The following is a 26,449-nucleotide window of genomic DNA, read 5'->3' as shown; positions in this document are numbered from 1 at the left end:
GTATGAACATCTCCTTCCTGGGCAACTGGCGCAAGAAACGCGGTCCCGCCTTGGGCGTCGCGGTGTTCTCCGACGGTGACGCCGACGCGGACGCTGTCACCGGACTCCTGTCCGAATGCGAGCTGCTGCGTTCCCACGCCGAGCAGGCGGGCGTCGAACTCGACGACTCCACCGCCTCGTTGGAGGCGCTCGACCAGCTCCTGCCACGCTGGCGCGACGACGAGGAGGTCCTGCCCTGGCTCGGGAACGACGCGGGGCTCTACCTGGGCACGGTCATCGTGCGCACGGTCCCCGGTGCCGCGTGGGAGATCTGGCCCAACGGCCACCCCGTCGTCCGGCTGGCCTCGGGCCGCGAGATCGACGTGGTCACCGACGGCCACACCTGGGCATCCACGGGCGCCCCAGAGCTGTCCCAGGTGTATGCCGAGGTGGCGGAGCTCTAGGGCGGAAAGGAACTGCTCCTTGCGGCCGACCTGATCCGAAGGGCAGGCCCTAACCGGAGACGTCGGCGGCCGCCTGGGCGCCCACCGTGGCCAGCAGCGTCCGTGGCGCGGGCTCGGCCTGGAGGCCCGGAAGGAGCAGCAGCCACAGGTCTCTCAGGCGGTCCTCGATCAGCAGGCGGTCGTCGAGGGCGTCGGAGAGCGTGTGCAGCCCGAAGAACGCGGCGACCAGGGTGGGGGCGTCGCGGCTGGGATCCGCCCCGGGCGCGAGGTCCCCGTCGGCGCGTGCCTGGGTGAGCATCCGCTCGACCGTGGCGATCCAGTCCACGAAGGGCGGAGGCATCTCGACGTCGATGGACTTCCGCTCGGCCCACAGCCGGGCGCCCGCGCGGACGAGGACGTCGTCACGGAAGGCCCGCGCGACCGCGAAGCTGAGGCCGACGAGCTTCTCCAGGGCTGGTTCCGCGGCGGCCTCATGGCGCGCGATCATGGCCGGCCAGGTCGCGAAGTGTGCCTTCACCACGGCAAGGGCGAGTTGTTCCTTGTTGGTGTAGTGGAAGTAGATGGCTCCGCTGGTGCGGCCGGACCGTTCGCTGATGTCACTGATACTGGTCGCCACGTACCCACGTTCGAAGAACAGGTGAGCCGCGGCCAGTAATACGGCTTTGCGGGTTTCTTCCGCCCGATCCTGCACGCCGTTGCCCCTGTCCGTCGATGGGTCGCGAGGAGGAATGTAGCCGTCCCGCCGGAAAGTCAGGAGAGCCGCGCATGCGAAAGCAGCAATAGTCTTATTAGCTTTTTTCATGGATTCCCGCTTCTGTTGTTCGTCCTTGAGCTGGTCCAGGACCGTCGAACGCGAGGCGGTGCACCGGATCTCGGTGGCCGAGGTGCTGCTGACCGACGTCCGCTCATGCGGGCCGCTCACCTTCTGCGCCGCCGCCGCGTGGACACGCTCGCACCCCACGTTCCCCCGCGGTCGTGACGACCGGCACAGCCCCTGGATGCTCGTCGAGACCCTGCGCCAGCTCGGCATCTGCGTTCCGCTGCGCCACTTCGGCGTGCCGGTCACGGCGCGCTTCCTGATCGACGACGTCTCCTTCCGGCTCGACACGACCGCGGAACCCACGGCACCGCACGGCGCCAGCGAGGTCACCTGCCGGGTGTCGGTCGGTGACCTCCGTACCGGCCGCAGCGGGAAGGGGCTGACGGCGCTGCGCATGCGGGCGGAATTCCTCGCCGGAGGTCGCACGTTCGCACACGCGGCGGGCGGGGCACGGATTCTCGGCCGCCGGCGGTACGCGGAAATCCGCTCCGAGTCCGCTACGGCGGCCCCGGCGCCGAGCGGGCGCCCCCGGCCGCAACCGGCCGTCCTCGGGCTCGAGTCGAGGGCCGACGTCCTCATCTCCCGTCAGGAGGGCGACATCCTGGTGGACCCGGCCGATCCACGCCACCCCTACTATTTCGACCACGGCACCGACCATGTGCCCGGGATGGCCCTGCTGGAGGCGGCGCGACAGGCCATCGCCCTGCACAGCGGAGGACTTCTGCTCCGCCCGGTTTCCGGTCGTATGACGGCCCTGAAGTTCACCGAACACGCCCCGCCCGCGGTCATTCACTGCTTCCCGTACGGCCGTACCGGCTTCTTCTGTATTCGGCAGGGCGGTGAGCGTACGGCCGAGGGTGTGCTGCGTTATCGATGAGGCGTCACCCACACGTGGGTATTGCGGTGGCAAATCTTCACGACTGCTCCAAAGAGCGTAGCGTTCATTATGTTTCTGGTTCCGGATGTGGTCAGGACCACCGCAGACCGCGATGTGTGACCCATGCATGCGTGAACCAGTCATCTCGGCCTGCGGTGTCCCGCTTTCTCGACGCTTTCCCAAAGCGAAGAAAGCGCAGCAGGCGCACACCGGCATTCCCACCGGCGGATCGTGCCGCCTTCCGGCCGTTCCGTCCTGCGCCAAGAACGGCACACACATGACAACCCATCGTATTTTCGACTGGACTCCAGCGGCCGTCGTCTTCGATTGCGACGGCACCCTGGTGGACTCCGAACGGCACTGGCAGCAAGCGCGCGAGACGGTCCTGCGCGGCCACGGCGTCGTACCCGACGCGGAGTTCACGCACCGCAGCAAGGGCCTGCACTACACCGAGTGCGGCGCCCTCATGGCCCGCCTCGTCGGCAGACCCGACAGAGCCGAGGAGATGACCCGGCAACTCCTGGCGGCGTTCCGCGCTCTCGTCGCCGGGGATCCCGTGCCGATGCCCGGGGCGCGGGCCCTGGTGACGCACCTGAGCCGGGCGTTACCGCTGGCCGTGGCCAGCAACTGCCCCGCAGACGTGGTGGAGTTCTCCCTGGAGTCCGTGGGACTGCGGCACCACTTCCGGCACATCGTCGTACCGGGCGAGGGCGTACGCCCCAAACCGCACCCCGACACCTACGCCGAGGCCGCGCGGCGCCTGGGCGTGGAGTGCGGCAGAGCCCTGGCCGTCGAGGACTCGGTCAACGGACTGAGGGCCGCCGGCGCGGCGGGCCTGCGGGCCGTCGGAGTGGGGCGGAGGCCCGGCGGGGAGGCCGTGGCCCTGGCCGACCTGTGGGTGGACACGCTGGAGGACCCGGGACTGCTGGCCTGGGCGCGCGGTCGGTCGGAGGTCCTGCGGGAGGCGGCCGACCCCACGCGGACCGTCGCACCCCGGCCGAGGATTCCCCGGCAGGGCGGCCCGACCCAGTCCGGCACCAGGGCCGCTCCCTGACGACGCGGCCCCGCCGTCCGTGCGGACGACGCGGCCCCGCCGTCCGTGCGGACGGCGGGGCCTGCCGCATGCCACCGGTGGTGGCGGCGCCCCGACAACACACCGGCGCTACCAATAGTGCCTTCGCCCGAAGACCGCGTGCCCGAGAGAGCCGAGCAGCCACAGCACGGCTCCGATGACGACGAGGATGATCCCGATCGTCCAGAGGATGGCGATGTGCGCGACGAATCCGATGATGAGGAGAATGATCCCCAGGATGACCATGACGCCTCCCGACGCTGGCTGCCGTCGGGACGTGACCCATTGAGTTACGCCCGATAAATCCTAATTCCGGAGTTCCCGGCCCTCCGGGCGCCAAACGCGGCGGGGGCCACCTCGTCGCGGTGACCGGCTGTTCGACACCGGTGACGGTGTGGACCGGCACCGGGTGCCACTCTGATGCCTGCCGGATGCGCCGGCCCGGGTCTCGACTACGATGTGCCGTTCATCCCCGTGGTGTTGGCGGCCGTGGGGATCCCCTCGCGGTCCGTCGACCGCGAGGGGAAGGGGAGCAGCAGCTCAGAGGGCCGGGCCCGGAAGGCGGCAGCCGAAGATCACTGCTCGCGCAGCGGAATCGACACGTAGGACGGGTCGTTCGCGGGCGAGGAGAAGGTCAGCTGTGCGCCGGACGGGTTGTGCTCGATGTACAGCGGGTCGACCGTGTCGACGACCAGCGCGAGGCGGTGCCCGGCCGGGACGTCGTAGGCCGTGGAGAACAGCTCCAGGTCGACGCCGAACGGCGTGCCGGGCGTTCGCCCGTGCCAGGTGTACGGCGCGTTGCTGACCAGCTTGCCGAGGCCGAGCGGGCCCACGTCGTACAGGTAGGCGACGAGGGTTCCGCTCTCCTTGGTGGGCGTGAGCGTGGTGTGCAGCTTCGCCGTGCCGCGCACGTGCTGGGCGCTGGTGTACTTCTCGGACCGCCACACGGCGGCCCAGCGGCGCGGAAGCAGCGGGATCGACGCGACCGGCGGGAGCCGGCCCACCTGGTCGAGGATGCTGGAGAGGAAGACGATCCCGCCGTCGGCGCCGGAGTCGACGTTGGCGTGGATGGTGGTGGAGCCGGCGAGCGCGATCTTCCGGCGGGTCGCGGCGATCGACTTCCAGTCCGGGTAGCCCTCGTATCCCCCCGCGCTACGGGACTCCAACTGGACCGGCTGCTCACGGTCGATGCCGTTGTCGACGCCCTTGAGATAGTGGTCCAGCCAGCGTTCGGTGTCCGTCCAGACGTCGTTGGGCAGCCCGAACAGGCCGGTCAGTTCGGCGGTCGCGTGGTCGCCGGGGCGTAGTTCGAGCCGCTTGGGCACGGTCAGCTTCTCGTAGAAGTCGGCGTACTGGTTGACCGGGAAGACCGTGTCGCCCCAGGCGTTGGCGAGCATGACGGCCGCGCCGTTCTTGTTCAGCTGGTCGACATAGGTCGCGGGGGAACGTTTCCGCCCCCAGTCGATCATCTGCTGCTCCTTCGACAGGTTCGAGGAGTACAGATTGTCGAAGATCTCGCGCAGTTCGGGGCTCTCCCGGCCGGTGAGTGTGGCCGCGCCGTCCAGGACGGCCGCCGCCTGCACATGCTGGGTGCGGCCCGAGTAGATCGAGTCGATGAGATCCGCCCAGCCGCTGAGGGCCGCCACCGCCTTGATGCGCTTGTCGTGCGCGGCGGCCAGCAGGCTGATCCCGGCGCCGTACGACACCCCGGCCATGCCGATGTGCGCCGGATCGGCCGGGGTGTGCGCGAGGGCCCAGTCGATGACCTTGGAGGCGTCCGCTATGTCCGGCGGACCGGCCACTTCTATCTGTCCGCCGGACTGCCAGAAGCCGCGCACGTTGTAGGTGAGCACCACATAGCCGGTGTCCGCGAGCTTCTGGGCCTGCGTCAGGTACTCCACCTGCGGCAGGCCCCAGCTCGTGGGCAGCACGATGAGCGGGTAGCGGCGCGAGCCGTCGGCGCCGGCCGGCGTGACGACGTTCGCCTTCAGTACGGTGCCGCCGTCGCCGGAGATGTCGACGAAGCGGACGCTGCCGGCCTGGGCGGCGGGCGCGAGGCCGACGACGGTGCCGGCGACCAGCGCCGCCGACAAGGCTCCTGCGGCGGCGGTGCGCAGACGGGTGCGACCGTGTCCCATGGGTCACTCCTTCACTCGTGTCAGTGCAAAGTGACCCGACGGTAACCGCGCGCCCTTACCGCAAGTAACCCGTCGGTAAGTTACGTACCAGTAACGTTTGTTGAACGGCTAAGCGGTCGTGTCGGCCGAGGCCGGCTCGGGCAGCGGCGTCCGTGCCGCCCGCGTCACGTCCGCGACCAGCTCGACCACATCCGGGCCGTACGCCTGGGAATTGACCACCCTCAGCAGCAGCACGAAGGATCCGGTGCCGTACTTGCGGTGCAGCCGCTCGTGGTGACGGGCGAGATAGCGGGTGGCGGCCTGGTTGTCGACGGCCCGCTGACCGCAGAAGAGGAACACCGGGCGGGAGTCCTCCTGCCCGTCCGCGGTGAGCCGGGCGAGCAGGACGTACTCGCTGCGGCCGCGCTCCATGCGGTAGTGCTCCCCGCCGATCCTGAACGTGCCCCGTTCCGCCGCCGGTTCGGGGTCCGTGTTGACCCGCACACCCGGTAGCAGTGACGAAAGGTGGGCCGCCATCCGGCGGTTGGAGTAGGGGCCGCCGACGCAGAACTCCGTCCGTTCGCCGAAGCCCTGCTGAGTGGCGTCGTGCGCCAAGACCTGGGCGCGCGCGTGGCAGTCCTTGATCAGAGCGGAGAGTTCGAGCAGGGCGAACACGTCGTAGCGCTTCACCGACAGCTCTGGTCCACCTGCCGCGCGGTTGACCACCAGCAGCGACTCGGAGTGGTCCGGCAGCCCGAAGAACGCCTGCTTGCGCCGCAGCTTGCGCCTCCACAGGTACGTACGGGCGAGCCAGCCGAGCGAGGCGCTGATACCGGCGGCTATCACCCCGAGGACGATGTTGCGCACGTCGTCGTTCATGGCCGCGCATGTTAGTCCCCCATTCGGACCACTGGTCGAGGCGGTGCTGACGGGGCCATGGCAATGTGGTTACCCTGCGTGGACGCACGCCACTGGAGGTACGAATGCGTCGCCCTGTCGCGCGGAAACTGGCGGTCTCGGCGGTCTCGGCCGCCCTGGTGTCGGTGGGAGCGGCAGCACCACCGCACGCCGCCACGGCGCCGGAGAAATCGACCCCGGCGAAAGTGCCCGTGGCCGTGGGCTATGGCGGAGCCGTGGCCAGTGTGGACGCCGACGCGTCCGCCGCCGGCATCGAGGTCCTCAAGAAGGGCGGCAACGCGGTCGACGCGGCCGTCGCCACCGCCGCCGCGCTCGGCGTCACCGAGCCGTACTCCGCGGGCGTCGGCGGAGGCGGCTACTTCGTCTACTACGACGCCAAGTCCCGCACGGTGCACACCATCGACGGTCGTGAGACGGCACCGCTGACCGCCGACTCCAACCTGTTCGTGGAGAACGGCAAGCCGCTCGCCTTCGCCGACGCCGTCAGCAGCGGTCTGAGCGTCGGCACCCCCGGCACGCCCGCCACCTGGCAGAAGGCGCTGGACGAGTGGGGCACCAAGCGGCTGGATACGGTGCTGAAGCCGGCCGAGCGGATCGCCCGCGACGGCTTCACCGTCGACGACACCTTCCGCTCCCAGACGGCGTCCAACGAGACCCGCTTCCGGTACTTCCCGGACACCGCCGAGCTGTTCCTGCCGGGCGGCCGACTCCCCGTCGTGGGCTCCACCTTCAAGAACCCCGACCTCGCCCGCACCTACGAGGAGCTGGGCCGCAAGGGCATAGGCGCGATCTACCACGGCGACCTCGGCAAGGACATCGTCGCCACGGTCGACAAGCCCCCGGTGGACCCGGCCTCGGGCTGGAACGCCCGCCCGGGCAAGCTGTCCGAGAAGGACCTCGCGGCCTACGGCGCCAAGCTCCAGGCGCCCACGAAGACGTCCTACCGCGGCCTGGACGTCTACTCCATCGCGCCCTCGTCCTCCGGCGGCACGACCGTCGGCGAGGCACTCAACATCCTTCAGAGGACGGACCTTTCGAAGGCGAGCGAGGTGCAGTACCTGCACCACTTCATCGAGGCCAGCCGTATCGCGTTCGCCGACCGCGGTCGCTGGGTCGGCGACCCCGCCTTCGAGGACGTGCCGACCAAGGACCTGCTGTCGCAGAAGTACGCCGACTCTCGCGCATGCCTGATCAAGGACGACGCGGTGCTCACCAGCCCGCTCGCGCCGGGAGACCCGCGCCACCCGGCGCCCTGCACGACCGGCGGTACGGCGGCCCCGACGACGTACGAGGGCGAGAACACCACGCACCTCACGGTCGCCGACAAGTGGGGCAACGTCGTCTCCTACACCCTCACCATCGAGCAGACCGGCGGCAGCGGCATCACCGTCCCGCACCGCGGCTTCCTGCTCAACAACGAGCTCACGGACTTCTCCTTCACGCCCGCCAACCCGGCCGTGCACGACCCGAACCTGCCGGGCCCGGGCAAGCGTCCGCGCTCCTCGATCTCCCCGACCATCGTGCTCGACAAGCAGGGCCGCCCGGTCGTCGCGCTCGGTTCGCCCGGCGGCGCGACCATCATCACGACCGTGCTGCAGACCCTCACCGAGTTCCTGGACCGGCACCTGCCGCTGGTCGACGCGATCGCCGCGCCGCGCGCCAGCCAGCGCAACGCGGCGAAGACGGAACTCGAACCCGCCCTCTACAACAGCTCTCTGCGTGCCCAACTGGAGGCCATCGGGCACTCCTTCACGCTGAACCCCGAGATCGGCGCGGCGACGGGCGTGCAGCGCCTGCCCGGGGGCAAGTGGCTGGCCGCCGCCGAGAAGGTGCGACGCGGCGGCGGCTCGGCGATGGTGGTGACCCCGGAGCCCTGACGGCCGCCGGGAGGTTCACCCGAGGTTCACCCTCACCAGAGTGCGGTCCCGCCTTCCGGGGCGCGGGCCGCACCGCCGCCCGGATCCCCGTCGGCGGAGGCCCGCGCCGAGGCCCGCGGTCGCGGGTGGAAGGCGAGTCGGTCGTCCTCCACGTCGACCTCGACCCGGCTGCCGCGTTCGATCCGGCCGTCCAGGAGCAGACGGGAGAGCCGGTTGTCCAGCTCCCGCTGGATCGTGCGGCGCAGCGGGCGTGCGCCGTACTCCGGCTGGTAGCCGCGCTGCGCCAGCCACTGCACGGCCCGCTCGCTGAACGCCACGTCGATGTCCTGGGCGCGCAGTTGCCGCCGCGTCTTGTCCAGCAGCAGGTCGGTGATCTGCCGCAGTTGCTCGGGCGTCAGCTGGCGGAAGACGACGATCTCGTCGATGCGGTTGAGGAACTCCGGCCTGAAGTGCTGGCGCAGCGGGCGCAGGATCTGCTCCCGCCGCGCGTCCTCGTCCGCCTCGGTACCGCCCGCACCGAACCCGATGCCCGCGCCGCGCCGGGTGATCGCCTCCGAACCCAGGTTGCTCGTCATCACGATGACCGTGTTCGTGAAATCCACGGTCCGGCCCTGGGAGTCGGTCAGCCGCCCGTCGTCGAGGACCTGCAGCAGGATGTTGAAGACGTCCGGGTGAGCCTTCTCCACCTCGTCGAGCAGCAGCAGCGAGTACGGGTGGCGCCGTACGACCTCGGTGAGCTGCCCGGCCTCCTCGTGGCCCACGTACCCGGGCGGGGCGCCCACCAGCCGGCTGACGGTGTGCCGCTCCTGGTACTCGCTCATGTCGAGCCGGACCATGCGCTCCTCGCTGCCGAACAGCGCCTCCGCGAGCGCCCGCGCCAGCTCCGTCTTGCCGACACCGGTGGGGCCGAGGAACAGGAAGCTGCCGATCGGCCGGTCGGGACTGGACAGCCCGGCCCGCGAGCGCAGCACCGCGTCGGCGACCACGGCGACCGCCTCGTCCTGCCCGACGACCCGCTGGTGCAGGTGCTCCTCGAGGCCGAGCAGCCGTTCCTTCTCCTCCTCGGTGAGCCGGCTCACCGGGATGCCGGTCTGCCGGGACACCACCTCGGCAATGGCCTCCGTGGTGACCTCCAGGTGCTGCCCCTCGTCGGCCTCGGACTCGCCGCTCGCCTCCTCGATCCGCTGCTTCAGCTCGACGATGCGGTCGCGCAGCCGCGTGGCCTGCTCGTACTGTTCGTCGGCCACCGCCTGGTCCTTGTCCCGGGTCAGCCGCTCGACCTCCCGTTCCAGGGCCCGTACGTCCGTGCCCTTGGTCTTGGCCCGCAGCCGCACCCGGGCGCCCGCCTGGTCGATCAGGTCGATCGCCTTGTCCGGCAGGTGCCGGTCGGTGAGATAGCGGTCGGACAGCTCCACGGCGGCGACCAGCGCCTCGTCGGTGTAGCGGACCTGGTGGTGGGCCTCGTAGCGGTCGCGCAGCCCGCGCAGGATCTCGATGGCGTCCTGCACGGACGGCTCGGGCACCAGGATCGGCTGGAACCGGCGCGCCAGCGCCGCGTCCTTCTCGATCCGGCGGTACTCCTCCAGCGTGGTGGCGCCCACCACGTGCAGTTCGCCGCGGGCCAGGGCGGGCTTGAGGATGTTGCCCGCGTCCATGGAGCCGCCCTCCGCACCGCCGCCACCGGCGCCGACCACGGTGTGCAGCTCGTCGATGAAGACGATCAGCTCTTCCGAGTGCGCGCGGATCTCGCCGACGATGTTGTTCAGCCGCTCCTCGAAGTCGCCCCGGTAGCGGGTGCCGGCCACCACGCCGGTCAGGTCCAGGGAGATGACCCGGCGGCTGAGCAGGACGTCGGGCACGTCGCCGTCGGCGATGCGCTGCGCGAGCCCTTCGACGATGGCGGTCTTGCCGACGCCCGCGTCACCGATGAGCACCGGGTTGTTCTTGCCGCGGCGGGAGAGCACCTCGATGGTCTGCTCGATCTCCTCCTCCCGCCCGATCACCGGGTCGATACGGCCCTGCCGCGCGAGGTCGGTGAGATCGCGACCGTACTTGTCCAGGGTCGGCGTCGACGTGGGGCGCGGCCGTTCCGGGCGCTGCGCCACGTGGTCCCCTGCCTCCGGGGGCAGGGGAGAGGGGGTGAAGCGGTGGGAGTGGAGGATGTGCCCGGCGGCCGAGTCGGGGTTCGCGGCGAGCGCGCTGAGCACGTGCTCGGGGCCGATGTAGCCGGTGCCGCTGGCCCGGGCCAGTTCGTGGGCGTCCAGCAGGGCGCGCTTGACGGCGGGCGTCAGGGAGAGCGAGGTGGGCGGCGGCGCGTCGCCCGAACTCTGCTGGACCGGGCCGGAGCGTTCGTCGATCTCAGAGGCCAGCGAGTCGGGGTCCGCCCCGGCGCGGCTGAGCAGACTCCGGGTCGGTTCGGTGGCGAGCGCGGCGCGCAGCAGATGCTGGGTGTCCAGGTCGCGACTGCCGTGCTCGGCGGCGTAGCGCGCGGCACCGGCGACCAGTTGACGGGCCGGCTCGCTCAGGAGCCGCCCCAGGTCGATCTGCCGGGGACCGGGACGCTGCCCACCGAAGATACGTGCGAAGAACTCTGCGAAGGGGTCCGAGCCGTAGCCCTGCGGACCCGTGAATCCGCTGGTCATGGCCTTCCGTTCCGCTGATGTACATGCCGGTCCGTCGCGGGTGCCCGGGGTTGTCCGAGTTACACCTGCGGTGCGTGCGTTTGCACCTGTGGTGCGTGCGCGCACCTGCGCTGCGTGCGCTCCCGTCTGCGCTGCGTGCGTGCACGTGCGGTGCGTGCCCTGACGCTTAGAACACCATCGCACGATCGTTGTTCCAGGGCATGTTCAGCAGGACGGACGCCCTCGGGCGGGCGAGTGGCCGACCCTCGGGTGCGGCGTCGGCGCGGCGGGGCGCGCACAGGGTCCGAAGGTCCCCGCGGAGCGCACTGCGTCCCCTCTGAAAACCGCCTGTAGCCCTTCCGTAACACGACTGGTGTTTTCTACCGGACCGGAGGACTCCACTCGGGGCGGGAGCTGGGCGATGGCGGTGGATCAACTCCCGGGAGCCGTGCGGGAGTACGCGAGCTACCTGAACGGGCTGCTGGCGCGGCTCGACCAGGGCGGCGGCTGGTGCGGAGTCTTCTGGCAGCGCGACCCCGACGGCATGCGGGCCTGCCTGGAGGGCCGGGAGGTGCCGCCCTGGGACGTGGTGGAGGCGCTGCTGCAGGACCTCGCCGCCGCATACGGGCCCGCGGTCGCGGCGCCGGAGGCCGAGCGGGCGCGGGCGCTGCACGGTGCCTCACTCGCCGCGTACGACGCCCGGCCGGGCGCCCGGAAGGCGCTCGGTGACCGGCTGGACATGATGCTGCGGGAGAAGCGCTTCGCGGCGGAGCGCAGGGCGGCCCTCACGCGCAGGCTGGGGTCCGCCGCCACCCGGGAGGAGGCCGCGTCGCTCCGGATCGACCTGGCCTGGGCGCGGGACGACCACGACCGCGCCGCGGCCCGCTGTGCGGAGCTGCGTCGCCGGATGGAGGCCCTCGATCACCGCGCCCTGCCCGCACAGGGTGCGCGATCTTCCGGGGCGGCCCGGGCGGGGGACGTGTTCCGCCTGGGGGAAGCATCCACGGAGGCCCGCGCGTCCGAGGAGACGGCCGGCGGGGGAACAGCGGCCCCGCCGGGCGGCCACGCGGAGAGCCGGCCGGCGGAGGTGGCCCGGGCGCGCGGCGAGGGGTGGCCGCAGGCCCCGGACGCGCCGTCCGAACGGCCTCGCGGCGGCCGCCCGAACCCGGCGTCCGGACGGCCGCACGGCGGCTCGGAGACCCCGGACACGGGACCGGCCGACGACGCTTCCGTCTGGCGCCGGGTCCGGGGCCAGGACGCCCCCGGACCCGGTTCCGAGGGGCCGGTCGGCCCGTCCCGGGAACCCGTGACCCGCGAGTCCGGGCCCGCCCCCGCGGCCGCCCCCGCCGAACAGCGCTCCAAACGCCGCCCGCGCGGCAGTGCCCGTTTCGCCGGAATGATGGACGTGCAGGAGCCGCCCACAGGTGCCGTTCCGCCCGTGGCGGCCCCCGCGCCGGGGCGTCGGGTCCCCCGTGGCGCCCGGTTCGCCGGGGCCGCCGGCGCCGAGACGCCCGAGGCCCCTCAGTCGCGTACCCAGCCCCTCGACGAGGCCGGCCGGCAGCTCACCGCCGACACCGTCGCCGCGCTCGTCCGGCTGCGCGCCGAGGGCCGCAGCGGCGAGGCGCACGCGCTGCTCGTCGAGGCCGCCCACTGGCCCGCCGACCGCTACCCCCTGCTGGCCGCCGAACTGCACCGTGCGGGCCTCGGCGCCGACTGGGCCACCCTGCTGTGGGAGGCCGCCTCGCTGCCCGCCGACCGCCTCGTCGCCGCCGCGGACGCCCTCACCGCGGCCGGCCGCGGCACGGACGGCGAGGAGATGCTGCGGCAGGGCGTCGCACGGCCCGCGAAGGAGATCGGCGAGGCCGTCCTCGGGCTCCACGCCGACGGCCGGCACCGCGAGGTCGGCGCCCTCCTCGACGCGTACGTACGCGTGCGTACGCCTCAGGAGGCCGCCCGCAGTGTCGCCGCCGAGCCCCAGCTGCTCGTACCGTTGCTGCTGGAGGCCGCCCGGGGTGTCTCCGCCGAGCGGCACTGGGACCTCGTCCACGCTCTGCGGGTCGCCGGATTCACCGCCTGACCGGCCCGGCTTCCGTGCGACCACTCACCCGCAGGAGTGCGAAACGTGATCGACTCAGCGGGTTCACGACGATGGGCTTGGCAAGGCCGCCGCGGAGGCTTACGTTCGACCCTCTACAGCCCCGCTCTACGGGCGTAGAGGCTCTCTGACGTCCCTCGCGGACCATCAGGCAAAGGAGCGGCACCATGGCCCACGTCGTACGCGCCGCACTGGTCCAGGCGACCTGGACCGGTGACACCGAATCCATGATCGCCAAGCATGTGGAGCACGCCCGTGAGGCGGCCCGGCAGGGCGCGAAGGTCATCGGCTTCCAGGAAGTCTTCAACGCCCCCTACTTCTGCCAGGTCCAGGAGCCCGAGCACTACCGCTGGGCCGAGCCGGTGCCGGACGGGCCGACGGTGCGCCGTATGCAGACCCTCGCGCGCGAGACCGGCATGGTGATCGTCGCCCCCGTGTTCGAGGTCGAGCAGTCCGGCTTCTACTACAACACCGCCGCCGTGATCGACGCCGACGGCACCTACCTCGGCAAGTACCGCAAGCACCACATCCCCCAGGTCAAGGGCTTCTGGGAGAAGTACTACTTCAAACCCGGCAACCTCGGCTGGCCCGTCTTCGACACCGCGGTCGGCAAGGTCGGCGTCTACATCTGCTACGACCGCCACTTCCCGGAGGGCTGGCGGCAGCTCGGCCTGAACGGCGCCCAACTCGTCTACAACCCCTCCGCCACCCACCGCGGACTGTCCTCCTACCTCTGGCAGCTCGAGCAGCCCGCGGCGGCCGTCGCCAACGAGTACTTCGTCGCCGCGATCAACCGGGTGGGCCGTGAGGAGTACGGCGACAACGACTTCTACGGGACGAGCTACTTCGTCGATCCCCGTGGGCAGTTTGTGGGCGAGGTCGCGAGCGACAAGGAGGAGGAGCTCGTCGTGCGGGACCTCGACTTCGACCTCATCGAAGAAGTGCGGCAGCAGTGGGCGTTCTACCGCGACCGCCGCCCCGACGCGTACGAAGGACTGGTGAAGCCGTGAGTGACCTGTACGACCGCCACAAGGCCGTCCTGCCCGAGTGGCTGGCCCTCTACTACAAGGACCCCCTGGAGATCACCCACGGCGAGGGCCGGCACGTCTGGGACGCCGACGGGAAGAAGTACCTGGACTTCTTCGGCGGCATCCTGACCACGATGACCGTGCACGCGCTGCCCGAGGTGACCAAGGCGGTCAGCGAGCAGGCCGGGCGGATCATCCACTCGTCCACGCTCTACCTCAACCGGCCGATGGTCGAACTCGCCGAGCGCATCGCCCGGCTGAGCGGCATCCCGGACGCCCGCGTCTTCTTCACCACCTCCGGCACCGAGGCCAACGACACCGCGCTGCTGCTCGCCACGACGTACCGGCGCAGCAACCAGATCCTGGCGATGCGCAACAGCTACCACGGCCGCTCGTTCAGCGCGATCGGCATCACCGGCAACCGCGGCTGGTCCCCGACCTCCCTCTCCCCGCTCCAGACGCTCTACGTCCACGGCGGGGTCCGCACCCGCGGCCCGTTCGCCCACCTGAGCGACGCCGACTTCATCGCGGCCTGCGTCGAGGACCTGAGGGACCTCCTCGGGCACACCCGCCCGCCCGCCGCGCTGATCGCCGAGCCGATCCAGGGCGTCGGCGGCTTCACCTCGCCGCCCGACGGGCTCTACGCGGCCTTCCGCGACGTGCTCCAGGAGCACGGCATCCTGTGGATCGCGGACGAGGTGCAGACCGGCTGGGGCCGCACCGGTGACAACTTCTGGGGCTGGCAGGCGCACGGCCGGAGCGGTCCGCCGGACATCCTCACCTTCGCCAAGGGCATCGGCAACGGCATGTCCATCGGCGGCGTCGTCGCCCGCGCCGAGATCATGAACTGCCTCGACGCCAACAGCATCTCGACCTTCGGCGGCACGCAGATCACGATGGCGGCCGGGCTCGCCAACCTGACGTACCTGCTGGAGCACGACCTCCAGGGCAACGCCCGGCGCGTCGGCGGACTGCTCATGGAGCGGCTGCGGGCGGTCGGCGCCCAGCTTCCGGGCGTACGGGAGGTGCGCGGGCGCGGCCTGATGATCGGCGTCGAGCTGGTGCGGCCCGGCACCGACGAGGCCGACCCGGACGCCGCGGCCGCCGTGCTCGAGGCGGCCCGCGACGGCGGACTGCTGATCGGCAAGGGCGGCGGGCACAACACCAGCGTGCTGCGCATCGCCCCGCCGCTCTCGCTCACCGTGGCGGAGGCCGAGGAGGGCGCCGCGATCCTCGAGCAGGCCCTGAGGGATGTCCAGTAGCAGGCAGCAAGTGAACGGGCGAGTGAGCCGAAGGGGCGCGCCGGTGTCGAGAGGGCATGGGGGTTCCCCTAACCCGAGCGAAGCCGAGAGCTCGGGGGAGCGCGGAGGCCCGAAGGGCTGAGCGCGGTCGGTCTCTCGACACCGGCATCCAGCGCCCCGGAGGCGAAGCGAGCCACAAAAAAGGGGAAGTGACGCCATGCGCACCGCCTTGGAACCCGCCCTGTCGGTACGCCAGGTCCTCACCCTGGACCGGGTGCTCGCCGGAGAGCCCGAGGTGGTGGCCGGCGCCGGGCACCTGGACCGGCCGGTGCGCTGGGTGCACGTCGCGGAGGCGCCCGACGTCGGGGTGATGCTCAGCGGCGGCGAGATGGTCCTCACCACGGGGGTGCTGCTCGCCGGTGACGTGGAGAAGCAGGCCGAGTACATCCGGTCCCTGCACCGCGCGGAGGCCGCGGCCGTCGTCCTCGGACTCGGCCGGGCCTTCCCGGCGCCCCCGGACGTGATGCGCCGGGCCGCCGAGCGCTGCGGGCTGCCCATGGTGGTCCTGCACCGGCCCTTCCCGTTCGCCGAACTGACCGAGGAGGTCCAGTCCCGCCTCGTGCGGCGCAAGTTCGCGGCGGTGAGCCTGTCGGAGTCCGTCCGCACGGCCCTGACCGGGCTCATCACCACGGGGGCCCCGCTGCAGCGGCTGCTCGACGAGATCGCCGTGCACGCGGGCTGCCCCGTCGTCCTCACCAACCTCGCCCACCGTGTGCTCGCCACGGCGGGGGAGCGGCCCGCGGTCGACGACGTGCTGCGCGACTGGGAGCGCATCGCACGGCAGGCGGGCGGCAGCGAGGGCGACGGCTGGGTCCGCGCCGAGCTGGGCGGGCGCGGCGAGCGCTGGGGCCGGATCGTGCTGTGCGGCTACCGCGGGGACAGCCCCATCGGGCGCCTGCTCGCCGAGCGCGCCGCCGAGGCCCTGGTCCTGCACCGGATGCTCCACGGCTCCGTGCACACCTGGGAGGAGCAGTCCGCGCAGAGCCTGCTGACCGACCTGGTCTCCGGGGCCGTCCCGGCCGGCCGGCTGCTGCCCCGGGCGCGGGCGGCCGGGCTGCCCGTCAACCGCCGCACCTTCGTCCCCCTGGTCGTACGCGACGGCGATCCCGCACAGCTCGATCGCGTCCTGCGGCTGCTGGGCCTGCCCGGGCTCGCCGCCGAGCTGGCCGACGGGGCCACCGCCGTACTGCTCAGCCTCGCCCGCGACCAGGACGCGGAAGCGCTGACCGCGCACTTCGCCACCCGGCTGCGCACGGAGTCCCCGGCGCTGCGCGGGACGGCCATCGCCGCCGCCGACCCGCGCACCGCCTGGGAGGACGTGCCCGCCGGACTGCGCGAGGCCCAGCACGTCGCGGACGCCGTGGCCGGCCACTCCGCCGCGCAGGACCTCCCGCCCGTCGTACGCCTCAGGGACGTCCATCTGCGCGGCCTGATCCGGCTGCTGCGCGACGACCCGCACGTGCAGGCCTTCGCCGAGCGGGAGCTGGACGGGCTGCTGTGCGGGCGCGACGCCGAACAGGAGTTGCTGCCGGTGCTGCGCACCTACCTCGCCACCGGCCGCAACAAGTCCCGCACCGCCCAGCTCCACCACGTCAGCCGACCTGCCCTCTACCGCAGGCTGGAGGCCATACAGGGCCGCCTCGGGGTCGACCTCGACGACTTCGAACAGGCTGCCTCGGTACACATCGCGCTCCTCGCGCACGACGCCCAACAAGAGTGAGACGCCATGGAAATGAGCGGGAAACAGGTGTGCACGGGCCGGTATGACACGGTGCAACGCCGGACGCCCGCAGACGTGACACGGTGCAACTCAAACCCGGCCCGCAGGCTTCCTACGCTCTCAGCACACCGAGCGACCGGAGGTCCCGATGAGCAGAGTGATCCGTGCAGCCGTCTTCCAGACCGCCTGGACGGGCGACAAGGAATCGATGATCCAGGTCCACGAGCAGGCGGCCCGCGACGCGGCCGCGCAAGGTGCCCAGGTCCTGTGCTTCCAGGAGCTGTTCTACGGGCCGTACTTCTGCCAGGTCCAGGACCCCGCGTTCTACGAGTACGCCGAGCGGATCCCGGACGGCCCGATCGTCAAGCGCTTCCAGGCCCTCGCCGAGGAGCTGGGCATCGTCCTCGTCCTGCCCATGTACGAGGAGGAGCAGCCCGGGGTCCTGTACAACACCGCAGCGGTGATCGATGCGGACGGCTCGTACCTCGGCAAGTACCGCAAGCACCACATCCCGCAGGTCAAGGGCTTCTGGGAGAAGTTCTACTTCCGTCCCGGGAACGTCGGCTGGCCGGTCTTCGAGACCGCCGTCGGCAGGATCGGCGTCTACATCTGCTACGACCGCCACTTCCCGGAGGGCTGGCGCGCGCTGGGTCTGGAGGGCGCCGAGATCGTCTTCAACCCGTCGGCCACCTCGCGGGGTCTGTCCGCCTACCTGTGGCAGCTGGAGCAGCCGGCGGCGGCCGTCGCCAACGAGTACTTCGTCGGCGCGATCAACCGGGTCGGTACCGAGGAGCTCGGCGACAACGACTTCTACGGGACCTCGTACTTCGTGGACCCGGAGGCCCAGTTCGTCGGCGAGGTGGCCAGCGACAAGGAGACCGAACTGGTCGTCCGCGACCTGGACCTGGCCAAGCTGCGCGAAGTCCGCGACCGCTGGCAGTTCTACCGGGACCGCCGTCCCGACGCGTACGGCCCGCTGACGGCGCCGTAAAGGGGGGCAGGTACCCCGCGCCCCTTTCAGGGGCGCGGGGAACTGCGCGACAAGCCACAGACAACCGGCACTTTTCACGACCGCCGTCAACGCCCGGAGGGTGAGCATGACTCGTACCGTCATCCGCGGTGGCCTCGTCATCACCGCGTCCGACGAGATCCACGCCGACGTCCTGATCGAGGACGGCCGCATCGCCGCCCTCGCCGCGTCCGGCACCCCGGCCGCCGAGGCCTTCACGGCCGAGCAGACCATCGACGCCACCGGCAAGTACGTGATCCCGGGCGGTGTCGACGCCCACACCCACATGGAGTTGCCGTTCGGCGGCACCTTCGCCTCCGACACCTTCGAGACCGGCACCCGGGCCGCCGCCTGGGGCGGAACGACCACGATCATCGACTTCGCGGTGCAGAGCGTGGGCCACTCGCTGCGCGAGGGGCTCGACGCCTGGCACGCCAAGGCCGAGGGCAACTGCGCCGTCGACTACGGCTTCCACATGATCGTCTCCGATGTGAACCAGGAGACGCTCAAGGAGATGGATCTCCTGGTCGAGGAGGGCGTGACCTCGTTCAAGCAGTTCATGGCCTATCCAGGAGTGTTCTACTCGGACGACGGCCAGATCCTGCGCGCCATGCAGCGCTCCGCCGAGAACGGCGGGCTGATCATGATGCACGCCGAGAACGGCATCGCGATCGACGTGCTGGTGGAGCAGGCGCTGGCCCGCGGCGAGACGGATCCGAGGTACCACGGCGAGGTCCGCAAGGCCCTGCTGGAGGCCGAGGCCACCCACCGCGCCATCAAGCTCGCCCAGGTCGCCGGGGCCCCGCTGTACGTGGTGCACGTCTCGGCTATGGAGGCGGTCGCCGAGCTGGCCCGCGCCCGGGACGAGGGACTGAACGTCTTCGGCGAGACCTGCCCGCAGTACCTGTTCCTGTCCACGGACAACCTCGCCGAGCCCGACTTCGAGGGCGCGAAGTACGTGTGCTCGACCCCGCTGCGGCCCAAGGAGCACCAGGCGGCCTTGTGGAAGGGTCTGCGCACCAACGACCTCCAGGTGGTTTCCACCGACCACTGCCCCTTCTGCTTCGTGGGCCAGAAGGAGCTGGGCAGGGGCGACTTCTCGAAGATCCCCAACGGCCTCCCGGGCGTCGAGAACCGCATGGACCTGCTGCACCAGGCCGTCGTCGACGGGCACATCTCACGCCGCCGCTGGATCGAGATCGCCTGCGCCACCCCCGCCCGGATGTTCGGCCTCTACCCGAAGAAGGGCACCATCGCCCCCGGCGCGGACGCCGACGTCGTGATCTACGACCCGCACGCCGAGCAGGTCATGTCCGCCGAGACGCACCACATGAACGTCGACTACTCGGCGTACGAGGGCAAGCGCACCACCGGCCGGGTCGAGACCGTCCTCTCACGCGGCGAACCCGTCATCACCGAGCGGGAGTTCACCGGACGCGCGGGACACGGCGTCTACACCCCCCGCTCCACCTGTCAGTACCTCAACTAGGAGTGGCGCCCCATGGACTTCGGACTCGTCCTGCAGACCGACCCGCCGGCCTCGCGGGTCGTCAGCCTGATGAAGAGAGCCGAGCGCAACGGCTTCCGCTACGGCTGGACCTTCGACTCCGCCGTGCTGTGGCAGGAGCCGTTCGTGATCTACAGCCAGATCCTGGCCCATACGCAGAAGCTGACGGTCGGCCCGATGGTGACGAACCCGGGCACCCGCACCTGGGAGGTCACCGCCTCCACGTTCGCCACCCTCAACGACATGTTCGGCAACCGCACGATCTGCGGCATCGGCCGCGGCGACTCGGCGATGCGCGTCGCGGGCCGCAAACCCAACACCCTGGCCCGCATCAGCGAGGCCATGAAGGTCATCCGGGCGCTGGGCAGCGGAGAGGAGGCCGACCTCGGCGGCGGCACCGTCGTCAAGTTCCCCTGGATCAAGCCGGGCGCCAGGCTTCCCGTGTGGATGGCGGCGTACGGCCCCAAGGCCCTCAAGATGACCGGAGAGGAGGCCGACGGGTTCATCCTCCAGCTGGCCGACCTGTATCTGACCGAGTACATGGTCAAGGCGGTCAAGGACGCGGCCGCTGCCGCCGGGCGCGACCCGTCCGAGGTGAGGATCTGCGTCGCCGCCCCCGCCTACGTCACCGAGGACGACTCGCCCGAGGCGCTGGCGCACGCCCGTGAGCAGTGCCGCTGGTTCGGCGGCATGGTCGGCAACCACGTAGCCGACCTCGTCGCCAAGTACGGCGAGCACTCCTCCGCCGTCCCCGAGGAGCTCACCGACTACATCAAGGCCCGCCAAAGTTACGACTACGCCCACCACGGGCGCAGCGGAAACCCCGACACCCAGTTCGTGCCCGACGAGATCGTCGACCGGTTCTGCGTCATCGGCCCGGTCGAGAAGCACATCGAGAAGCTGAAGGCACTGCGCGAGCTGGGCGTCGACCAGTTCGCCGTCTACGACATGCACGACGCACAGGAAGCCGTCATCGACGCGTACGGGAGCCAGGTCATCCCGGCCGTCAACGGCTGATCCCCACCGGGTCCCCGGACCCTTCCTCTCCCCGCTCGTCCCCTTCCCGCTCTCCCGGGAAGGGGGCCCAGGACGCTCCGGTCGATCCGTCCACCGGGCGCACCCCCCATCGGCGCCGCACCCGCACGGCCTCTCCCGTCCCACCTCCTGATTGGCCTGCCCCATGACCGACACCGCTCCCACGGCCATACCGCCGTCCGCCCAAGTCACCCTCCCCGACGGGCGCGTGGAGATCGCCCCGGGCTCCCCGCAGCCGAGCGGTGCGTACGCCAACGAGGACCTGCTGCCGGTCCCCGTCGCCAAGCGCACCTGGACCACGTACAACTTCTCCGCGCTGTGGGTCGGCATGGCCCACAACACGGCGTCCTGGACCCTGGCCTCCGGCCTGATCGCGGTCGGCATGGACTGGAAGCAGGCGGTGTTCACCATCGCCCTGGCCAATGTGATCGTGCTGGTCCCGATGCTGCTCACCGGGCACGCGGGACCCAAGTACGGCATCCCCTTCCCGGTCTTCGCCCGGGCCTCCTTCGGCGTGCGCGGCGCCAACCTCCCCGCGGTCGTGCGAGCGTTGGTGGCGTGCGGCTGGTTCGGCATCCAGACCTGGATCGGCGGCGAGGCGATCTACTTCCTCGCCGGGAAGCTCATCGGCGACAGCTGGTCGAACGCCTCCCACGTCGGCGGCTACGCCTGGACCATGTGGCTGTCGTTCGCGCTCTTCTGGGCGCTCCAGGTCGCCATCATCTACCGGGGCATGGAGACGATCCGCCGCTTCGAGAACTGGGCGGCGCCCTTCGTGATCGTCGGCGCCCTGGTGATGCTGTGGTGGATGAGCAGCAAGGCGGGCGGCTTCGGCCCGCTGTTCGACCAACCCTCCAAGCTGGGCTGGGGAGCGGACTTCTGGAAGCTGTTCGCGCCCTCCCTCATGGGCATGATCGGCTTCTGGTCCACGCTGTCGCTGAACATCCCGGACTTCACCCGGTACGGCCGCAGCCAGAAGGCCCAGACGTGGGGCCAGACGCTCGGCCTGCCGACCACCATGACGCTGTTCGCGTTCCTGTCGGTGCTGGTCACCTCGGGTTCGCAGGCGGTGTACGGCAAGCCGGTCTGGGACCCGGTGCAGCTGGCGGCGAAGACGGACAACGTGGTCGGGTTGCTCTACGCCCTGGTGACCGTACTGGTGGCGACCCTGTCGGTGAACATCGCGGCCAACCTGGTCTCCCCGGCGTTCGACTTCTCCAACATCGCGCCGCGGAAGGTGAGTTTCCGCACCGGTGCGCTGATCACCTCGGTCCTCGCGGTGCTGATCTTCCCGTGGAAGCTGTACTCCGACCCGCAGGGCTACATCTTCACCTGGCTCGGCCTGGTCGGCGGCCTGCTCGGCACGGTGGCCGGCATCCTCATCGCCGACTACTGGATCCTGCGCCGCACCCGGCTCGACCTCACCGACCTGTACCGCTCAGGCGGCCGCTACTGGTACGGGGGCGGCTGGAACTGGCGGGCCGTGCTGGCCTTCGTCGTCGGCGGGGTGCTGGCGATCGGCGGCGCGGACTTCCATCCGCTGATCGACGGCCGCCCCGTCCCCGCCCTGAAGCCGCTCGCCGACTACGGCTGGGCGGTCGGTCTCGGCACGTCGATGGTGCTGTACCTGCTGCTGATGCTCGCGCGAGGCCGGGACAACGCCACGGTGTGACCACCGGCCGGGCCACGGGGGACGGTCAGCTCTTCTGCTGACCGTTCCCCAGCGCGGCCACCGCCTCCCTGGCGGCCTTGATGGCCCCCTTGTTGATCTCGTCCGTACCGGGCGCCTTCTTCGTCTCGAAGTCGCTGCCGTTGTAGTCCACGGAGACCAGCGCGTTGGACACGCGGACCAGGACCAGGCCCTCACGGGTCTGCTGCTTGTCCTCGGTGGTGAGGTTCACGACCGAGTAGGCGGCGTCGCCGAGACCGGGGACCGCGCCGCCGCCGCTCTTCTCCGTGGTCCGCTCGGTGTACGACTTCTGCGCCTGCGCCTGCGAGTCCATGATCTCGAAGGTGACGTCGAGCCAGCGGTAGTCGTAGCCCTTGAGCGCGTTCCAGGAGCAGGTGCGGCGGACCGACCGGTCCGTGGAGGGGATCTCCTTGCCCGCCGTCTTGGCGCCCGGGACCAGCGACGTGATCGTCTTCCCGGCCAGAGCAGCGCACGGTGCGGGTGCGGTGGTGTACGTCTTCGCCGCGGCCGACCGGCCGGGAGCGGAGGCGGTCCCCGCGTCCTGGGGGCTCTGGGCGTCCTGGCTCCGCTGGGCCGACTTGTGCTCGGTGGCCGAGGAGGCGGCCGGACCGGAGGTCAGCGCCCAGCCCGCACAGGCGAGCACGAGGACCGGGCTCAGCCGCGCCGTGAGGGCGAGCGGCAGGGGAAGATCACGCACGGGCGCACTTCTCGGTGGGGGACGGACGGTGCGGAGGGTGGTCCACACTGCGGACTGGGACCACAGTTTCACATGACTGCCTGTGAGGCGGAAGGGGCCAACTCGCTCCGTACCCACGGGGTGACGCAGGCTGACCGCCGACAGGACCGTGTGTCCCCTTATGCCCGAAGCGGGACCCCTACCGGACCCGATGCCGGACCCGTGCTGCGGAGCCGTGCGGACCCGCGCGGGCCCGTACCGGCTCCGCGCCGGGTCCGGCCGGACCGCGCGGCTGCCGATGGACGTCCTCCCCCGAGACGGGACCCCGGGCGGCCGGATTGCCACCGTCCCCGCTTACGAACGACCGCCGGACCGCCGGACCGCCGGACCGCCCGGCCGCCGGGGGCGCGCTCACCGCATCAGCGATATCGCGTACGCGAGGAAGAACCCGGCCACCAGCACCACCAGCGCGATGATGGCGATCAGCGGTCCCTTCGCCCAGCCCCGCGTCCGGTCGTAGTCGTCCCGATGAGTGGCCTCCGCAGTGCTGCTCTCACCCGGCGGGGTCTCTCCCGGAGGCACCCCGCCCGGCTCCACCCCGGGGGTCTGCGACGGCTCGGGGTCGGAAGAACCGTACTGACGGTTCCGCGTCCCCCCTGTTCCGCTGTCCCGGTTCATCTGGTTCATGGCCGCCGAGTACCCGCCCGGCAGGGCTCCACGCGGACACAAACGGACGAACGGGGCGGCCGCTGCCGTGGGCGGGACCCGCAAGGCCGCGTCAGTGGGCCGGGCGTGAGGGCGACAGCGGGCGGGAGGCGCCCATGCGCACCCGGCGTACCCCCTCGGAGAAGTGCACCACTGGCTCGGCCTCGGGTGGGGGAAGTCCGGCGGCCCGGGTCACGGTCTCCTCGAAGTGCTCGAGGACCGCGGCGCGCAGTGGCCAGGGCTCGTGCTCGACGGGCGTTTCCCAGAGCATCCCCAGCCGTCGTGTGTACGCGCGCCACCGTGAGGTCAGCCAGATGTCCCGCTGCGTCGGCGTCAGCGGGCGGCCGGGCCGCACGGCCACCTCGTACGAGGGTGAGCCGCCCCGGCGTGCACCCGAGTAGCGCACCACGTCTCCGTCATGGGACAGACTCAGCCGGCCGGGGTTGTACGGTGCGCCCACGGCGCGGGCCGCCAGCATGAGGGGGTTGCCCACCTCGATGGACAGGAACCACAGCCCGTCGCGCCCGTCGGGGCCCCGGACATAGGTGCGCAGGTTGGTCTCCGGAAACGTGGGGAGGCCGGGCGTCGCGCCGGGCAGGACCGCAGGCCGTACGTCGGCCATCAGGAACGGCGTGAAACTGACCCAGGCCGCGCCCTCGTACTCGTCCACGGTCAGGCCCTCCGGCAACAGGCGCTGCACCTGGTCGGGGCGGAAGGGCCAGTGCACGAAGGTCTGCGTCAGCCATCCTGCCTCCAAGGCCGGCAGGTGGATGCGCTGCTCCGCCGCGAGGGACACCATGCCGACCGGGTCCCCGTCGGTCACACCGGGAAACGCGGTGGAGGCGTTGCGACAGGGGGCAGGGACGTGCCGCGTCACGCCGGGCGGCGGGTCGGCCCTGCGGTGCCGGTGTGGGGTCGGCCGCGGCGTTGTTGTTGGGAGAAGAAGAACGGAGAGGGCAATCCGATTGCTGTCGCCGCGCGTAGCACGGGTTCGCGGGGCCCCATGTGTCGGTCGCTGTGGGCCGCGGGTAAGTGTCCCGAGCGCTCACGGGACCGACCGATGCGCATCGACAGCAAGCTGAGAGGCCATATGTTCACCACACGCCCCACCCTCCAGGGCACGTTCGGCATGGTGTCCTCCACCCACTGGCTGGCCTCCCAGTCGGCGATGGCCGTACTGGAGGACGGCGGCAACGCGTTCGACGCGGCCGTGGCGGGCGCGTTCGTGCTGCACGTCGTGGAACCGCACCTCAACGGTCCCGCCGGTGAGGTCCCGATCCTGCTCGCCCCGGCGGGCGGGGAGGTGCGGGTGCTGTGCGGTCAGGGCGTCGCGCCCGCCGGGGCCACCATCGCGCACTACAGGGCACTCGGTCTGGATCTCGTCCCCGGCACCGGGCCCCTCGCCGCCGCCGTCCCGGGAGCCTTCGACGCCTGGATGCTGCTGCTGCGCGACCACGGCACCAGGTCTCTCGCCGACGTCCTGAAGTACGCCATCGGCTACGCCGAGCACGGGCACCCACCCGTGGAGCGCGTCGGCCAGACGGTCGAGACCGTGCGAAAGCTGTTCGAGACCGAGTGGACGTCCTCGGCCGAGGTGTACCTGCCCGGCGGGAGGCCGCCGCGCCCCGGCGAGCCGCTGCGCAACCCCGCGCTGGCCGCCACCTGGAAGCGGCTGCTCGCCGAGGTGGCGAAGACCGGCGACCGGGAGGCGCAGATCGAGGCCGCCCGCGGGGTCTGGCGCTCCGGGTTCATCGCCGAGGCCCTGGTGCGGCAGGCGGAGCGGCCCACCCTGGACACCAGCGGCGAACGCCACCGCGGCACCCTGACGGCCGACGACCTGACCTCCTGGTCGGCCGCCTACGAGTCCCCGGCGACCTACGACTGGAACGGCTGGACCGTGTGCAAGGCGGGCCCCTGGAGCCAGGGCCCCGTCCTCCTCCAGCAGCTCGCCCTGCTCCCGCCCGAGCTGCCCCGGTACGGCTCCGCGGACTACGTCCACCTGCTGATCGAGGGCTGCAAGCTCGCCATGGCCGACCGCGAGGCCTGGTACGGCGACGCGGCCGAGGTCCCGCTCGGTGACCTGCTGTCGGACGCCTACAACGCCGAGCGGCGCGCCCTGATCGGCGACAAGGCGTCGTACGAGCTGCGCCCCGGCGCCCCCGGAAGCCGCGGGCCGCGCCTGAGCGAGTACGCGCGCGTGGTGGCCGCCGACGATCCGGGCTTCGACCCCATGGGCGTCGGCGAACCGACCGTGGCGAAGCGCCCGACCTCGCCCGTGCCCGGTGAGCCGGACGTCACCGCCGACGGCGCCACCCGTGGCGACACCTGCCACCTCGACGTCGTCGACCGCTGGGGCAACATGATCGCGGCCACGCCCAGCGGCGGCTGGCTCCAGTCCAACCCGGTCGTGCCCGAGCTGGGCTTCCCGCTCGGCACCCGGCTGCAGATGACCTGGCTCGACGAGGGCCTGCCGAACTCCCTCACGCCCGGGCGCCGCCCCCGTACCACCCTCACCCCCTCGATCGCCCTGCGCGACGGGGTGCCGGTGCTGGCGTTCGGCACGCCCGGCGGCGACCAGCAGGACCAGTGGCAGCTCCACTTCTTCCTGGCGGCCGCCCTGCGCCCGCACATCCGCGGCAGCCTCGACCTGCAAGGTGCCATCGACGCCCCGAACTGGCACAACGACAGCTTCCCCGGCTCCTTCTACCCGCGCGGCATGCGCCCCGGCAGCGTCACCGTCGAGTCCCGCATGGACCCGGAGGTCGTCGCGGAGCTGCGCCGGCGCGGCCATGACGTCACCGTCGGCGAGGCCTGGTCGGAGGGGCGGCTGTGCGCGGTCGCCCGGGACCCGGAGACAGGCGTGCTCTCGGCCGCGGCCAATCCGCGGGGCATGCAGGGGTACGCGGTGGGTCGCTGAACCGGCCGACCAGGGGTGAAG

General features: G+C 71.4%; 21 protein-coding genes. 13 read left to right on the top strand and 8 right to left on the bottom strand.

The annotated features are described in order from the left end of the window. The first annotated feature begins 2 nt into the window (after positions 1–2). Positions 3–443: a DUF6278 family protein gene (locus SY2F82_RS06875; protein WP_200418057.1), complete on the top strand. Its 441-nt coding sequence runs from the start codon at positions 3–5 to the stop codon at positions 441–443. Positions 444–492: 49 nt separating this feature from the next. On the opposite strand, the gene SY2F82_RS06870 is transcribed toward SY2F82_RS06875, so the two are convergent. Then, a complete protein-coding gene (locus SY2F82_RS06870; protein WP_200418056.1) occupies positions 493–1,134 on the bottom strand; it encodes a ScbR family autoregulator-binding transcription factor in 642 nt (213 codons plus the stop codon). A gap of 136 nt (positions 1,135–1,270) precedes the next feature. On the opposite strand from SY2F82_RS06870, the gene SY2F82_RS06865 reads away from it, so the two are divergent. After that, positions 1,271–2,140 carry a ScbA/BarX family gamma-butyrolactone biosynthesis protein gene (locus tag SY2F82_RS06865; protein ID WP_236041238.1) on the top strand — a complete coding sequence of 290 codons (870 nt, stop codon included), beginning with the start codon at positions 1,271–1,273 and terminating at the stop codon, positions 2,138–2,140. 277 nt (positions 2,141–2,417) lie between these two features. Next, entirely contained in the window at positions 2,418–3,194 is a 777-nt protein-coding gene (locus SY2F82_RS06860; RefSeq protein WP_200418054.1) for an HAD family phosphatase, read from the top strand. A 108-nt stretch (positions 3,195–3,302) separates the two neighbouring features. Here the strand turns inward: SY2F82_RS06860 and SY2F82_RS06855 are convergent, their stop codons facing one another. From SY2F82_RS06855 to SY2F82_RS06845, 3 genes are all read right to left on the bottom strand, one after another. Then, entirely contained in the window at positions 3,303–3,458 is a 156-nt protein-coding gene (locus SY2F82_RS06855; protein ID WP_200418053.1) for a DUF6131 family protein, read from the bottom strand. 329 nt (positions 3,459–3,787) lie between these two features. Further along, complete coding sequence (locus SY2F82_RS06850; RefSeq protein WP_200418052.1) at positions 3,788–5,350, bottom strand: CocE/NonD family hydrolase; 1,563 nt, start codon at positions 5,348–5,350, stop codon at positions 3,788–3,790. A 108-nt stretch (positions 5,351–5,458) separates the two neighbouring features. Next, entirely contained in the window at positions 5,459–6,208 is a 750-nt protein-coding gene (locus SY2F82_RS06845) for a hypothetical protein (RefSeq protein ID WP_200418051.1), read from the bottom strand. Between the two features lie 104 nt (positions 6,209–6,312). On the opposite strand from SY2F82_RS06845, the gene ggt reads away from it, so the two are divergent. After that, positions 6,313–8,124: a gamma-glutamyltransferase gene (gene ggt, locus SY2F82_RS06840; RefSeq protein ID WP_200418050.1), complete on the top strand. Its 1,812-nt coding sequence runs from the start codon at positions 6,313–6,315 to the stop codon at positions 8,122–8,124. Positions 8,125–8,156: 32 nt separating this feature from the next. On the opposite strand, the gene SY2F82_RS06835 is transcribed toward ggt, so the two are convergent. Beyond that, on the bottom strand, positions 8,157–10,766 hold the full coding sequence (locus tag SY2F82_RS06835) for an ATP-dependent Clp protease ATP-binding subunit (RefSeq protein WP_200418049.1): 2,610 nt from the start codon (positions 10,764–10,766) through the stop codon (positions 8,157–8,159). Between the two features lie 400 nt (positions 10,767–11,166). Between SY2F82_RS06835 and SY2F82_RS06830 the strand changes: the two genes are divergently transcribed. The 8 genes from SY2F82_RS06830 (at position 11,167) to SY2F82_RS06795 (ending at position 22,112) form a co-directional block, all read left to right on the top strand. Continuing rightward, complete coding sequence (locus tag SY2F82_RS06830; protein ID WP_200418048.1) at positions 11,167–12,822, top strand: hypothetical protein; 1,656 nt, start codon at positions 11,167–11,169, stop codon at positions 12,820–12,822. Between the two features lie 185 nt (positions 12,823–13,007). Continuing rightward, a complete protein-coding gene (locus SY2F82_RS06825; protein WP_200418047.1) occupies positions 13,008–13,850 on the top strand; it encodes a nitrilase-related carbon-nitrogen hydrolase in 843 nt (280 codons plus the stop codon). After that, positions 13,847–15,130 carry an aspartate aminotransferase family protein gene (locus SY2F82_RS06820; protein ID WP_200418046.1) on the top strand — a complete coding sequence of 428 codons (1,284 nt, stop codon included), beginning with the start codon at positions 13,847–13,849 and terminating at the stop codon, positions 15,128–15,130. Before SY2F82_RS06825 ends, SY2F82_RS06820 begins: the two co-directional genes overlap by 4 nt. Before the next feature lie 196 nt (positions 15,131–15,326). Further along, positions 15,327–16,889, top strand: coding sequence for a PucR family transcriptional regulator (locus tag SY2F82_RS06815; RefSeq protein WP_200418045.1), 1,563 nt, complete (start codon positions 15,327–15,329; stop codon positions 16,887–16,889). Between the two features lie 148 nt (positions 16,890–17,037). Next, positions 17,038–17,880 (top strand): nitrilase-related carbon-nitrogen hydrolase, encoded by an 843-nt coding sequence (locus SY2F82_RS06810; protein ID WP_200418044.1) that lies wholly within the window; start codon positions 17,038–17,040, stop codon positions 17,878–17,880. 106 nt (positions 17,881–17,986) lie between these two features. Then, positions 17,987–19,387 carry a dihydropyrimidinase gene (gene hydA / locus SY2F82_RS06805; RefSeq protein ID WP_200418043.1) on the top strand — a complete coding sequence of 467 codons (1,401 nt, stop codon included), beginning with the start codon at positions 17,987–17,989 and terminating at the stop codon, positions 19,385–19,387. A gap of 12 nt (positions 19,388–19,399) precedes the next feature. Then, positions 19,400–20,422 (top strand): TIGR03842 family LLM class F420-dependent oxidoreductase, encoded by a 1,023-nt coding sequence (locus tag SY2F82_RS06800; protein WP_200418042.1) that lies wholly within the window; start codon positions 19,400–19,402, stop codon positions 20,420–20,422. Positions 20,423–20,585: 163 nt separating this feature from the next. After that, positions 20,586–22,112 (top strand): NCS1 family nucleobase:cation symporter-1, encoded by a 1,527-nt coding sequence (locus SY2F82_RS06795; RefSeq protein WP_200418041.1) that lies wholly within the window; start codon positions 20,586–20,588, stop codon positions 22,110–22,112. A gap of 25 nt (positions 22,113–22,137) precedes the next feature. On the opposite strand, the gene SY2F82_RS06790 is transcribed toward SY2F82_RS06795, so the two are convergent. The 3 genes from SY2F82_RS06790 to SY2F82_RS06780 form a co-directional block, all read right to left on the bottom strand. Further along, positions 22,138–22,827, bottom strand: a complete 690-nt coding sequence (locus tag SY2F82_RS06790; protein ID WP_200418040.1) for a hypothetical protein — start codon at positions 22,825–22,827, stop codon at positions 22,138–22,140. A gap of 390 nt (positions 22,828–23,217) precedes the next feature. Next, positions 23,218–23,484, bottom strand: a complete 267-nt coding sequence (locus SY2F82_RS06785) for a DUF6480 family protein (RefSeq protein WP_200418622.1) — start codon at positions 23,482–23,484, stop codon at positions 23,218–23,220. Positions 23,485–23,584: 100 nt separating this feature from the next. Beyond that, positions 23,585–24,310, bottom strand: coding sequence for a YqjF family protein (locus SY2F82_RS06780; protein WP_200418621.1), 726 nt, complete (start codon positions 24,308–24,310; stop codon positions 23,585–23,587). A gap of 291 nt (positions 24,311–24,601) precedes the next feature. Here SY2F82_RS06780 and SY2F82_RS06775 point away from each other — a divergent pair, with 291 nt between their 5' ends. Beyond that, positions 24,602–26,428: a gamma-glutamyltransferase family protein gene (locus SY2F82_RS06775; RefSeq protein ID WP_200418620.1), complete on the top strand. Its 1,827-nt coding sequence runs from the start codon at positions 24,602–24,604 to the stop codon at positions 26,426–26,428. Positions 26,429–26,449 lie beyond the last annotated feature (21 nt).

This window comes from Streptomyces sp. Y2F8-2, assembly GCF_014905555.1.
GTDB lineage: Bacteria > Actinomycetota > Actinomycetes > Streptomycetales > Streptomycetaceae > Streptomyces > Streptomyces cynarae.
Note: the sequence above shows the minus strand (reverse complement) of the source record. Positions and strands in the feature narration are given on the sequence as shown.